Source organism: Acidobacteriota bacterium, from assembly GCA_016196035.1.
GTDB lineage: Bacteria > Acidobacteriota > Blastocatellia > RBC074 > RBC074 > JACPYM01.
The window spans coordinates 1-13204 of record JACPYM010000135.1 but is presented as its reverse complement, the minus strand read 5'-3'; the positions used below and the strand labels follow the sequence as shown (position 1 = coordinate 13204).

Sequence of the window (13204 nt, the reverse complement as noted above, 5' to 3'; positions counted from 1 at the left end):
CAGGAGTCAGGCATCAGGAGTCAGTCAAAGGTCTTTGGCGGATGTTTTGAGGACTTTGCAAAAGCCCTGCCTTTGGCGGCCTCTCGCATTCAACTAAACCGACAATGAGGACAGACGCAATGGCGCAAACCACCACGCGCGAGGGCGCCAAATTTTTCTATGGCTGGCTGATCGTCGCTGTCTCTACGCTGGCGATGCTCGTCACCAACGGCCTGGCGATCGGCGGTTTGCCGGTCTTTTTCAAACCGCTGCTGACCGATTTGGGCATTACGGATCGTTCGGTGATCGGGACGGCCACGATGCTGACCTTCCTGATTTCGGGCGGTTTGTCATCGCTGTCGGGCAACTTGCTGGGCCGCGTCAATCTGCGGGGGTTGATGAGCTTTGGCTGTGTGGCGATGGGCATCGGTCTGTTTATTTACTCACGCGCCCACAACCCCACACAGATTTACCTGGCGCACATTTTGCTCGGGCTGGGGTTGAGCTTTAGCGCCCTCATCCCCAACACCTGGCTCATCTCGAATTGGTTCAAACGGCAACGCGGTTCCGCGCTGGGATTGGTGGTGATGGGCACCAGCCTGGGCGGCATCCTGATTCCGCAACTGGCACGCCCGCTGATCGAAAAATACAACTGGCGCGTCGCCATGCTGGCGGTGAGCATGCTCATCTGGTTTGTTTTGCTCCCCGCCATTTGGCTGATCGTGCAGGTGCATCCGCGTGAGCTTGGGTTGGAGCCGGATGGCGCTGCGCCAGGTACGAACGACAGCGCAACGGTTGCGCCCACAGACGTACCCGCCAACTTGCCCGGTCTGACCTTGGGCGAAGCGCTGCGCACGCCGATGTTTTATGTTTTCTCGCTGTGTGCGGCGACGGCCTTTTATTCAATTCTGGCCGTCGTGCAGCAATTGAATCTCTTTTTGCAAAGCCCGCGCGTGGGCTTGTCGTTAACCGCGACAGCCAACATTCAATCCACGATGGGCGCGGCCAGCATCGTGGGCAAGCTGGGTTTCGGCTGGCTCAGCGACCGTTTCCCCAAAGTCTGGATCAACCTGATCTGTTGCGGCGTGCTTTGTCTGGCCGGCACTTTGTTGCTGAGCCTGACGGCGGCTTCGGCGTATCCCTTTGCGCTGGCCTTTGGGTTTGGTTACGGCGGCGCGTTCGTGTTGGTGCAATTGATGGTGGCCGAATGTTTCGGGCTGCGCGAACTAGGCCGCATCCTCGGCGTCATCACCGTCGTCGAAACGGTCGGCGGCGCGCTGGGCAATTTCCTGACCGGCAAACTGGCCCAAGCGGCGGGTGATTACAGCGCGGGCTTCACCGCCGTGTTTGGCGCTTCGGTGATCGCGTTTGTAGCCGCACTGTTGTTGGTGAAACTCGTACCCAAACGCGCCGTGGCGTCCTGAAATTTGCTGATCACATCGGATTTTGTGGTGACAGCCCCGGCGGGGCGAAATGTTTATAGTTGGAGTGCGAAAAAGCACGCGAGCCCCAGCGGGGCGGTATCTGCCGGCGCTCAGATGTCGCTCCTAACGGAGCTAAGCCTAGATTTGGCTGGTCGCTATAAACATTTCGCGCCGCTGGCGCTGGAAAACACCAAACCACAAAATCCGGTGGGACTAGGAAATTTGAGTTTCTGATTTGGAGAATAAAACGATGAAGACATTAGTTTTTGCGACCTTACTCATGGCTGTCTGGCTCGGTCTGGCAGCGTTCACTGGTTCAACCCTTAACCCGGTCAACGCGCAACAGGCGGGCTTCACCCAGCAACATTTCGATCAGTTCATCGAAATGCGCGTGGGCACGGGCGAGCCGGTTTACTGGTACTGTTACGGCGAACTCTACGCCTATCCCACTGGCAAGCTGCTCGCCAAAGTCGAAGGCATTGACACCGACCGTCTGCTTAAGTCCGAACGCAAGCCGGACAGCGCCACGCAACTCAGCCGCAAGGTGTTCATCTACCGCGACCTCACGACCAACGCCGTCTTGCGCGAAGTGAACGGCCAGCGCGTCAAACACATCGAATATCCGTACCAGATGATCACCTACCGGCTCAAAGATGGAACTGTCACGACCGCCGTCGAACAAGGCGTCGCCCCGCGCATCCAAAAGATCGAAGGCAGCAATCCGATCACCGTGCGCCGCTTTGGCGAACTGAGCATCTTCAGCGCGCCGCTCTTTTTGAACATCGAGACGCCACGCGGCAAATATGAAGCCTACGAGAATTACGATTTTCTGCGCCAACCCAAAGAGACCGGTGCGCCGCAATACCAACTCAGTTGGAACCGCTACGGCGACCAACCGGCGTTTTACGGCCCCGGCCGCAGCATGATCCAACTGCTCGCCTATCGGGTGAACCGCTATCAGGAACTGCCCGCCACCATCCGCGAATTTTTGGAGAAGGAAGCGCCGCTGTGGATGCAGCCACCCAAAGACATTGAAGAGATTCGGCAATTGCAAAAAGGGGAAGTGAGCGGCGCAAAGGACTGAACCGCCAGTGGCCGTCGCTCACACACAGGCTCCGCCGCCGTGTACTGAATGCTCTAGTCAGTAACGATGATTTACAGATCATCTTATGATCTTGTCTTCTGCGAATTCCAGGTGTACTATCCGCGCACCATTCAAGAAAGTTTGCTGGGATCACACAACAATCATTTGAAATCACGCTAGGAGCCGTAAGGTGTTAAAGCTGATTCAGTCGGTGTCGAAACGCGATCAAGTCGTTGCTTCGTTCAAAGAGGCGATCATGCACGGCCTGATTCAACCCGGCGAGCCCATCGTCGAGAGCAAGGTTGCGCAGCAGCTTGGCGCGGGCATTCCGCTGGTGCGTGAGGCGCTGATTGAGTTGGAGTATCAGGGGTATGTGCAGAAAGTCGCCTACAAAGGCACGACGGTCACCAAGCTGGCGCGCCGCGACGTGGAGAAAATCTTCCGCCTGCGCGCCGAACTGGAATCGCTGGCTATCGAGTGGGTCAAGGAGAACATCACAGCCGCAGACATCGAAGAGTTGCGCGGCATTACCGCAAAGATGAAGGCGGGGGCGCAGGCGCACGATCTCGATCAGTTTTATCAATACGATCTGGCGTTTCATCGCAAACTCTGGGAAGTGTCGGGCAACGAGTATCTGGTCGAATGTCTGGAACGCATCGTGGTGCCACTCTTCGCCTTCTTTTTGATGAAGGATCGCCGCCCGCGCGAGTCGTACTTGCTGAGCGTCGCCCAACACGAAAAGATTGTTGAATTGCTGCCCAAGCTGAGCGGGACGAAATTGCGTTTGCTGATGCTCGATTCGATTTCCGACTGGCGGACCGAGGTTTTCAACGCGGTGCTGCCAAAAGATAAAGACTAGCAAAGTCCAGCTAGTCCATTGCTGGGATAAACCGCTCTCAATTCAATAACCTTGTGAGACACATCTCGTTGCGTCTACTAGACGCGGCAAGGTGTGTGTATTACCCGTAACTCCAACCAAAGTAAGGAGCAACTATGTCACCGAGTAGAAATAGGATCAATTTCCTTTTGCTCTGCCTTGTTTTCGTTTGCGGTTGCCTGAGCGCGAACGCCCAAGGCCTGACCGGGCAAATCTCTGGCACCCTGACCGATGCCAATGGCGGGGTCGTGCCGAATGCCAAAATCGAAATCATTAACCAGGAAACCGCGCGGATGGTGGCGATCACCGCTGATAGCGACGGCAATTTCATCGCCCCGCAGTTGCTGCCAGGCAATTACCGCCTGGTCGTGACGGCCAATGGGTTTAAGAAGTTTGAGCAAAAAAATATTGTGCTGACCGCCAACGAGCGCGTGGACGTGCACAAGCTCATTCTCGAAGTCGGCGATGTCAGCCAAACCGTCACCGTGACGGCGGAAACGGCGCTCGTCAAAACCGAAAGCGCCGAGCGTTCCGGTTTAATTGACGAACAGCAAATTCAAGGCATCGCCCTCAAAGGGCGCGATTACATGGGCCTCGTGCGTTTGCTGCCCGGCGTAGTGGATACGGCCAACCGTGAAGCGCCCGGCTGGAACAACCTGGTCGGCGTCAACATCAACGGCAGCCGCACCGGCACGCTGAACCTGACGCTCGATGGCGTGTCGAGCCTCGACACCGGTTCGCAACAAGGGCCTTACCTCGCGCCCGGCCTCGACGCCATCGGCGAAGTCAAAGTGCTGCTGACCAACTATCAGGCCGAATATGGCCGCAGCAGCGGCGGCACAATCAACGTCGTCATCAAAAACGGCACACGCGACTTTCACGGCGGCGGTTTCTATTTCAAACGCCACGAACAATTCAACGCCAACGAATATTTCAACAACGCGCGCCTCATTCCAAAGCAGCGTTACCGGTTCAATTACTGGGGCGGCAACATCGGCGGCCCGGTGCTGATTCCCGGCACGAATTTCAACAAAGACCGCAACAAGCTGTTCTTCTTCTGGTCGCAGGAATATCTGCCGCGCACCTATCCGACGCGGCAGGGAACGCTCACCTATCCTTCCGCGTTGGAGCGCGCGGGTGATTTCTCGAAGACGCTGGATACCAGTGGGCGGTTGATTGTGATCCGCGACCCGTTGACCGGACAGGCGTTTCCAAACAACGTCATTCCGACCAACCGCATTGACGCGAACGGGCAGAAGTTGCTGAGCATCTTCCCGTTGCCGAATTACGTAGACCCGACCAATAACTACAACAACGTCTTCCAGAGCACGGTCAATCAGCCGCGCCGCGAAGAGATTCTGCGCATGGACTGGAACGTTTCGTCGAAGACGACTTTCTATGCGCGCGGCATTCATAACAACGAACAGTACAAGGGCGATTTCAACTTCGTGCTGGCGTCGAACGTCTGGCCGCAGTTCCCGATCAAGTATCAGATCAAGAGCGAAGGTTTGGTCAGCACACTGATTCACACGTTTGATCCGACGCTGACCAACGAGGCTACTTTTGGCGTCAATCGCGCCTTGCAGACCGTCGAGCCGCTTAATCAGGCGGGCATTGACCGCAACGACCGGCAAAAGATCGGGTTGACGCTGCCGCAGTTTTACCCGGCGAGCAATCCGTTGCGCCTGATCCCGAACGCCACGTTCGGCGGCGTCGCCAATGCGCCGCAATTTAATATTGAGCAACGCTTCCCCTTCTTTGGCACGAACAACATCTGGAACTGGTCGGATAACCTTTCAAAGATTTGGGGTGGCCACAATCTAAAGACGGGCTTTTATCTGGAATACACCACGCGCAACGCCGCGCGCGCGTCGGCCTTTAACGGCACCTTCAGCTTTGACCGCAACACCAATAACCCGCTGGATACGAATTACGCTTTCTCCAACGCGTTGCTGGGGGTGGTCAATTCCTACACCGAAGCGAACAAGAAGCTGAACGGACACGCGCGGTATAAAAACATCGAATGGTTCATTCAGGACAACTGGAAAGCGACCAAGCGGCTGACCCTCGATTACGGGGTGCGTTTCTATCGCATCCAGCCGACGATCAGTGCGGGCGACAATCTGGCTTTCTTCGATCCGAAGCTGTATGACGCGTCGAAGCAGCCCGCGTTGATGACGCCGTTTTGCATTACGGCCAATCCGTGTTCAGGCACCAACCGCGTGGCGCGCAATCCGCTCACCGGCCAGACGCTGCCATCGGTCAAGATCGGCACGTTTGCGGATGGCACCGGCACCGCGTTCCAAGGGATGAATGTGGTCAAAGAGGGCGTGCTCAATACCCCAAGCATCAACATCGGCCCGCGCGTCGGGTTCGCGTATGACGTTTTTGGCGACGGCAAGACGTCGGTGCGCGGCGGTTTCGGCATCTTTTACGACCGCTTCAATGACGATCAGGTGTTGCAGTTGGTCGAACTGCCGCCGAACGTAATCACGGCGACGGCCAACTTCACGACGATCAAAGACCTGCTGGCGACGCCGCTGAGCGTTGCTCCGGCGGGCGTCTTTGGCATTCAACGCGATTACGATTCACCAGCGGTTTACAACTTCAGTCTCGGCGTCCAGCGCGACATCGGTTTTCATACCGTGCTCGACGTGGCTTACGTTGGTTCGCTGGCGCGCCACCTGATGCAACGCCGCAGCATCAATGCCGTGCCGTATGGCGGCCGCTTCCAGGCATCGGCAATTGATCAAACCGTTTCGGGGGGCGTGACACCGCTGCCCGATAACTTCCTGCGTCCGTACAAGGGCTACGGTGACATCAACTACCTGGAGTTCGCTTCGAACTCGAACTATCACGCTTTGCAGGTGCAGGCGAATCGCCGCTTCTCGTCCAGCTTGTCATTCGGCCTGAGCTACACCTGGTCGAAGGCAATGGATTTGGTGGATGGGAATGGCAACAACGTCAACCCGTTCATTGACCCGCACATTCGCAACTATGGCAGAGCGGGCTTTGACCGCACGCACAACCTGACGATCAACTACGTTTACAAACTGCCGGGCCTGAGCAAGCAATTGGGCGGGCACGCGATTGCCAAGCAAGTCTTCGACGGCTGGGAATTGTCGGGCATCACGTCGTTTGTCAGCGGTGCGCCGTCGGGCATCGGCTTCAGCACCGTGCAAGGCACCGATCTGGCAGGCGCAAGCGGCGGCGGCGTTGACAGTCGCCTCGTGCTGCTCGCCGATCCGGTGTTGCCGAAGAGCGAGCGTACTTTTGCGCGCTTCTTCAACACAGCGGCCTTCCGTCCGCCGACCAAGGCGGAACTGGGCATTGGCAACGCCGCGAAAGACCTGATTCGCTTGCCGGGCACCAACAATTGGGACATTTCGCTGTTCAAGAATTTCGTGTTTGGCCGTGAAGGCACCTTCCGCTTGCAATATCGCCTGGAGACGTACAACACGTTCAACCACACGCAATTCACCTCGGTGGACACGACGGGCCGCTATGACCTGACGACGGGCGCGCAGGTGAATGCGCTGTTCGGTTCTTACACTGGGGCGGCGAACGTGCGCCGCATCGTGATGGGGCTGAAGCTCAACTTCTAATGCGGCACTGTTGAAACAGACTGCTGAACATAGAGAATGCAAGAGCCGTTTCGGCGGCTCTTGCATTCTCACTTCCCGCTCAATTTCTCTGGTAGTCACAGGTGCGCTACCGCACCAATCCAACTTGAAAGTAGTGCTGCCTTGCGAAGCGGTAAAGCTGGGAAACGGCAATGGCGAATTCGCCCTTCAACGGCTGCAATATTGACATAGGTCATTTCACCGCCGGCAATGGTTTCTCGCCGGCGGAGTTTATCAAGAAACATCACGCGCGCAGCACGCACCTACACCTGAAAGACCGCAAGGTGAATCAGGGGCCGAACGTGCCGTGGAGGCAGGGCGATACGTAGCTCAAAGCGATTTTGCAGATGATGAAGAAAGAGAAATACACCTTCCCGGCCTGCATCGAGTTGGAATATTCGACGCCGGATGGTTCGGATGTGATGGAGGAATTGGCGAAGTGTGTGCAGTATTGCAAAGACGCGCTGGCATGACGACTTGTGCAACGGGCTTGCGGCTAGTACTCCATCAAGCTGTAAGTGATGGATGCTGAGAGCGCATCCGGGATGTAGGGCGGGATTAAATCCCGCCCTACATCCCTCATTTTCAGCTTGATGGAGTACTAGGATGAAGCAAGCGGCGGACACTCCCCTCCGCCTTTCTCCAACTTCAAGAAAAAATCTTCTCCACGAAGACGCACGAAGAAAGACACGAAGAAGAGGAAAAGGGATTTTTCTTCGTGAGACTGCGCGTTACTTCGTGGGAAAAATCTTTGCTTGAGGCTTCACTTTCACACCTAGATTTCCGTCAGGAGGTAAAGATGTTAGTCAAAAAAACTTCCCGTTGGTTGCTAACTCTTACAGCAGCCTTGTTGCTTATAACAGTGGCGTTGAAGACGCCGGTGGCGGCGCAGGAAAACCGCGCCACCATTGTCGGAACGGTGGCAGATCAAAATGGCGGCGCGCTGCCCAACGCGACCGTCAAAGCCTTAAACTCCGAAACCAACACGACGACGACGACGACCTCGAATGAGGCGGGCATTTATTCGTTGCCGTTTTTGCCCATCGGCAAATATCAAATCACGGTGACCGCGAAGGGCATGAAAACTGCGGTGCACGACAGCATCGAGTTGCGCGTTGGGTCTCGCCTCCAACTCGACTTTCACATGGAAGTCGGTTCAGTGTCGGAAACCGTGACCGTGTCGGCTGAAACGCCGCTGCTCGACACGGCGACGGCGAGCCGCGGGCAGGTGATTGACGAGCAGAAAGTCCATGATCTGCCGCTGCTCGGACGCAATCCGTTTTTGCTGGCCGCGCTGGCTTCGGGTGTACAAATTACTTCGTCACAAGGCAGCATTTCGTTTCGCCCCTTTGACAACGGCGGCATGGACGCCATCTCGATCAATGGCGGACGGCAACGTTCCAATGAATTCCTGATTGACGGCGCGCCGAACACCGGCACGGAAAACGGCGGCATCGGCGCGTTGTCGTTCGTGCCTTCGCCCGACGCGGTGCAGGAATTCAAGGTGCAATCGAACACCTATGACGCGCAGTTCGGTCGCACGGGCGGCGGGACGATCAACGTGAGCTTGAAAGGCGGCACGAACAAGTTTCACGGTGCGCTTTATCACTTCTTCCGCAACGACGTACTCAACGCCAATTCGTTCCAGAACAACGCGGCGGGCGCCCCGCGCACGGCCTTTCGCTGGAATCAGCCCGGTTTGGTCGTTGACGGCCCGATCCGGATTCCCAAGGTTTACAACGGCCAGGACAAGGCGTTCTTTATGTTCTCGTGGGAGAAGATCAAATCGAGCCTGCCTTCGCCCGTCGTGCGCAGCGTGCCGACGCTCGAACAGCGTAACGGCGATTTCTCAAAGACGCTGCAAGGTAACGGACAACCCGTCACGATTTACGACCCGCTGACGACGGCTTGCGTGGGGAATACTTGCACGCGCACGGCCTTCGCCAACAACGCCATCCCAATCAATCGCATTGATCCCGTGGCGAAAAAGCTGTTGGAATATATCCCCTTGCCGAATCAAGCGGGCAATACGCAGGGATTCTTGAATTTCTTCAACAGCCCGAATGCGCGCACCGATGAATACGATCAATTTGCTTCGCGGCTCGATTACAACCTGAGCGACAAGCACAAATTGTCGGGCCGCTGGTTGCGCAACAATCGGCACGAAACGCGCGGCCTGGCGGGCTATCGCAAAGAGGCTTCGCCGTTCTTCCTGCACTCGCGCAAGAATTTCGGCGGCGGCATAGATTTGACTTCGAGCTTGACGCCGACGCTGGTGAGCAACTTCAAGATCAACTTCATTCGCCACGAATTCACCATTGACCAATACGGCGACAACTTCGACATCACGCAACTGGGTTTCCCGGCGGCGCTCAAGAGCCAATTGGGGCGGCAGTTCTTCCCCGGCATCACGCTGTCGGGCGGTTACGACAGCCTGGGCGGTCTGGGCTTCGGCAACGGCAGCACGTATACGTTCAGCGATGCGTCGTCGTTTTCCGAAGCGTTGAATAAGACGGCGGGCAATCACAGCTTGAAATTCGGCGGCGAAATGCGCGTGTTGCGTGACAACTACATTCAACCGACTTCGTCGTTCGGCACGTTCAATTTCACGCCGGGCTTTACGCAGCGCAACGCGCTGGCGGCGGACTCGGCTTCGGGCAATTCGTTCGCTTCGTTATTGCTCGGCTACGCGGCCAGCGCCTCCGTGCCGATCAATGCGACGTATGCTTTCCAGCATTTGTATTACGGCGCGTACTTTCAGGACGACTGGCGCATCAGCAAGAAGCTGACGCTCAACTTGGGAGTGCGGTGGGATTACGAATCGCCGACCAGCGAACGTTACAACCAACTCAATGCCGGCTTCGACAAGACGAGCGCGAGTCCGTTGCAAGCGCCGGGGCTGTCGCTCAAAGGCGGATTGCTGTTTGTCAACACAGACAATCGTCTGCCTTACCAACGTGACCGCAACAACTTTGGCCCGCGCGTCGGCGTGGCCTATCAACTCGATCAGAAAACGGTGTTGCGCGGCGGCTATGGCTTGAGCTATCTGCCCGCGTTCGATCCCGGCACGCGCCTGGGTTTTTCAGTCAGCACCGATTACGTCGCTTCGACGGACGGCAATTTGAAACCCGCCAATACGTTGAGCAACCCCTATCCCAACGGCCTGATTCGCCCGAGCGGCAGCGCGTTGGGCTTGCGCACGTTGATCGGACAGAGCTTTACGTTCTATGATCAGGCTCCCGTGATTCCCTTGAACCATCAGTTTTCATTCGGGGTGCAACGTGAACTGCCGTGGCGGATGTCGCTGGACGTTTCTTACATCGGCAGCCGCACGCGCAGCCTCATCACGTCGCAAAGCATCAACGAAGTCTCGGCGGCGGATTTGGCCAAAGGCGCGGCGGTTTTGAATTTGCAAGTGCCGAATCCCATGGCCGGCTTGATTCCGAGCAACGCGGCCTTGAATGGCCCAACGATTGTCCAATCGCAATTGCTGCGCCCATTCCCGCAATTCGGCAGCCTGACGCAAGACCGCATGACGATTGGCCGCGCGTGGTACAACTCCGCGCAGTTGCGTTTGGAGAAACGGCTGACCAACGGCTTGCATTACCTGTTTAGCTATACCTTCTCGAAGAACATGGAAGCGGTGGGTTATCTGAATGCGCAAGACCCGATTGGGCAACTGGCGTCGGTCATCACGGCGGATCACGCGCCGCATCGCGCGACGATCAGCGGCGGTTATGACCTGCCGTTGTTCAAGAACAGCAGCGCAATGGTGCGCGGCATTGCGGGCGGTTGGAAGTTCAATCTCATCGGCACGTTCCAATCGGGCCTGCCCGTCGGCACGCCGGGCGGTGTGTTCCTGATCGGTGATCCGAAGCTGGCGGATGGCAAGCAAACCTGGGCGCGCTGGTTCAATACCTGCACGTTGACGGCAGCGGGCGCACGGCAAAATTGCGCCGACGCGAGCGAGACGCCGGTCTTCCAGATTCAACCCGCCTTCACGCTGCGTTCGCACAGCACGCGGTTCTCGAACATTCGCACGGATCGTCCGCCGACCTTCGACATCTCTTTGTTCAAGACTTTCTCGTTCAAAGAAAAGGCGTCGTTGCAATTCCGCGCCGAAGCGTTCAACTTCGCCAACACGCCGTGGTTCGGCGGGCCAAATACGACGGCGACTGGGGGAACTTTTGGCGTCGTCACACTTACGCAGGCCAATGATCAGCGCAACGTCCAACTGGGGTTGAAGCTGATTTTCTAACGAAACTACGATGGGCCGGACAGGCGCTCTACCTGTCCGGCCCGTCACTGGCAGGGCAGGTTGAGCACCTGTCCAACACTTCCTTCGGAGAAGTTTCACATGAGATACCGAACATTTTTGAAGATTGCGGGCGTGCTGATGACCTTGGCCTGCCTGCCTGACAAATTGGACGCCGCCCGCGCTGACCCAAAGCGGCAAACCCGCCGATTGGTTGACCGACGGTTACGACCTCGAACGCACCGGCTGGCAGCGCAACGAAACCCTTCTTTCGACGGCCACCGCCAAAAACATGAAGCTGCTCTGGAAGACCAAGCTCGATAACGAGCCGCGCCAGATGCACAACCTGCTGCCGGTGCTGATCGCCGGGCGCGTCACCACCGACAAAGGGCCGAAGCAAATCGTGCTGGCGACGGGCGTCACCGATAACCTTTATGCGCTGGATGCCGAGAACGGCGCCATTCTCTGGCAGCATCACTTCGCCACCGATTGGGTTCCGCCCGCAGGCGGCGGACGCGGCGGGGGCGTGCTGTGCCCCGGCGGCATCACGGCGACGCCGGTCATCGGGCCTACGGACACGCCAGGCAAATATACAGTCTATGCCGCTGCCTGGGACGGCACCTTGCGCCGCTTGAATCTGGCCGACGGCAAAGAAATCGCGCCGCCCGCCAAATTCATGCCGCCCAACGGCAAGCCGTATGCGCTGAGCCTGCGCAACAATGTGCTTTACACACACACGGCGCAGGGCTGCGGCGGCAATCCGAACATGGTTTACATCTACGACCTGGCGACGGATAAGGTCGGCACCTGGGGCCCGGCGGGCGGTGGCATGTGGGGCCGCACCGGCCCGGCCATCAGCAGCAACGGGACGCTTTACACGGGCACGGGCGACGGGCCGTGGAATCCTGAACACGGCATCTATGGCAACGGCATCATCGGCGTACAACAAGACCCCGTGACCAAGCAAGCGAAGCTGGTGGATTATTACGGCCCCACGAACGCCGAATGGTTGTGGAAGCGCGACCTGGATATGCAGGTCACGCCCGCGATCTTCAAATTCAAAGGCAAAGAGTTGATGGTGGACGCGGGCAAGGAATGCCGCATGTACCTGATGGACACCGAATCCATCGGCGGCGACGATCACCGCACGCCGCTGCAACGCACGGCGCTCTATTGCAACGAAGACGTCAACTTCGCCTCGGCGGGCGTCTGGGGTTCGCTGGCGACGTGGGAAGACGCCAAAGGCACGCGCTGGGCGCTCTCGCCCTTCTGGGGGCCGAAGCATTCCAAATTCACCGCGCCGCTCGAATACGGCCCGGTCAAATACGGCGCCATCGTCGCGTTCAAGGTGGAAGAGAAAGCGGGCAAGCCCACGCTCACGCCGGCCTGGGTCTCGCGCGACATGAATCACGCCGAACCGCCGATCCTCGCCAATGGCGTGGTCTTCGCTTACGGCAACGGCGAAGACACCGATCAGGCGGCCTACGACATCGGGCTGGCTTACAACAGCGCGGCCAACCGCATCAAAGGCTCGACGCACGCGGTGCTTTACGCGCTCGACGCGCAAACCGGCAAGGAGCTTTGGAACAGCGGCGAGCAAATCGCTTCGTGGAGCCACTGGGGCGGGCTGTCGTTGGCGAATGGCAAGGTTTATCTCAACACGTTCGATGGCTATCAGTATTGCTTCGGCATCAACGGCGGCGCGGTGCAATCGGCCCAGAAGAACTGAAAAGCCGGATGAAGCCGCATGAAGATTGACAGTGTTATTTGGCTCAGAGACATTGTGGACAAGTTAGCCTGGAAACGGTAGTGGTAAAAATGTAAGGCTGTGGTTTTGCAGCCGCGTAGCGGCGACCCGATTTTAGCCCGGCGTTTCAACGCCGGGAAAGCTTGGCAACGGTTCCGCGTCGCGTCAGCGACGCCTGAATTCAAGCGTCGCTGACGCGACGCGGAACTGCTGCG

Annotated in this window: 7 protein-coding genes; all 7 read left to right on the top strand. The window is 57.7% G+C overall.

Annotated features, from left to right (window positions below):
• Positions 1-119 precede the first annotated feature (119 nt).
• The 7 genes from HY011_36065 to HY011_36035 all read left to right on the top strand — a co-directional run bounded on the left by HY011_36065 (position 120) and on the right by HY011_36035 (position 12971).
• A complete protein-coding gene (locus tag HY011_36065; protein MBI3428369.1) occupies positions 120-1403 on the top strand; it encodes an MFS transporter in 1284 nt (427 codons plus the stop codon).
• A 250-nt stretch (positions 1404-1653) separates the two neighbouring features.
• On the top strand, positions 1654-2487 hold the full coding sequence (locus HY011_36060) for a DUF1838 family protein (protein MBI3428368.1): 834 nt from the start codon (positions 1654-1656) through the stop codon (positions 2485-2487).
• A 190-nt stretch (positions 2488-2677) separates the two neighbouring features.
• Complete coding sequence (locus tag HY011_36055; protein ID MBI3428367.1) at positions 2678-3346, top strand: GntR family transcriptional regulator; 669 nt, start codon at positions 2678-2680, stop codon at positions 3344-3346.
• A 134-nt stretch (positions 3347-3480) separates the two neighbouring features.
• Positions 3481-6969, top strand: coding sequence for a TonB-dependent receptor (locus HY011_36050; GenBank protein MBI3428366.1), 3489 nt, complete (start codon positions 3481-3483; stop codon positions 6967-6969).
• 170 nt (positions 6970-7139) lie between these two features.
• The gene (locus HY011_36045) at positions 7140-7316 is read left to right on the top strand and encodes a hypothetical protein (protein MBI3428365.1); all 177 of its coding nucleotides are present in this window, start codon (positions 7140-7142) and stop codon (positions 7314-7316) included.
• 470 nt (positions 7317-7786) lie between these two features.
• Complete coding sequence (locus HY011_36040; GenBank protein ID MBI3428364.1) at positions 7787-11245, top strand: TonB-dependent receptor; 3459 nt, start codon at positions 7787-7789, stop codon at positions 11243-11245.
• 289 nt (positions 11246-11534) lie between these two features.
• Positions 11535-12971 carry a pyrrolo-quinoline quinone gene (locus HY011_36035; protein ID MBI3428363.1) on the top strand — a complete coding sequence of 479 codons (1437 nt, stop codon included), beginning with the start codon at positions 11535-11537 and terminating at the stop codon, positions 12969-12971.
• The last annotated feature ends 233 nt before the right edge of the window (positions 12972-13204 follow it).

Coding starts and splice junctions, on each gene's coding strand:
- HY011_36065 (MBI3428369.1), top strand. CDS start 120: ATGGCGCAAACCACCACGCGCGAGGGCGCCAAATTTTTCTATGGCTGG.
- HY011_36060 (MBI3428368.1), top strand. CDS start 1,654: ATGAAGACATTAGTTTTTGCGACCTTACTCATGGCTGTCTGGCTCGGT.
- HY011_36050 (MBI3428366.1), top strand. CDS start 3,481: ATGTCACCGAGTAGAAATAGGATCAATTTCCTTTTGCTCTGCCTTGTT.
- HY011_36045 (MBI3428365.1), top strand. CDS start 7,140: ATGGCGAATTCGCCCTTCAACGGCTGCAATATTGACATAGGTCATTTC.
- HY011_36040 (MBI3428364.1), top strand. CDS start 7,787: ATGTTAGTCAAAAAAACTTCCCGTTGGTTGCTAACTCTTACAGCAGCC.
- HY011_36035 (MBI3428363.1), top strand. CDS start 11,535: ATGAAGCTGCTCTGGAAGACCAAGCTCGATAACGAGCCGCGCCAGATG.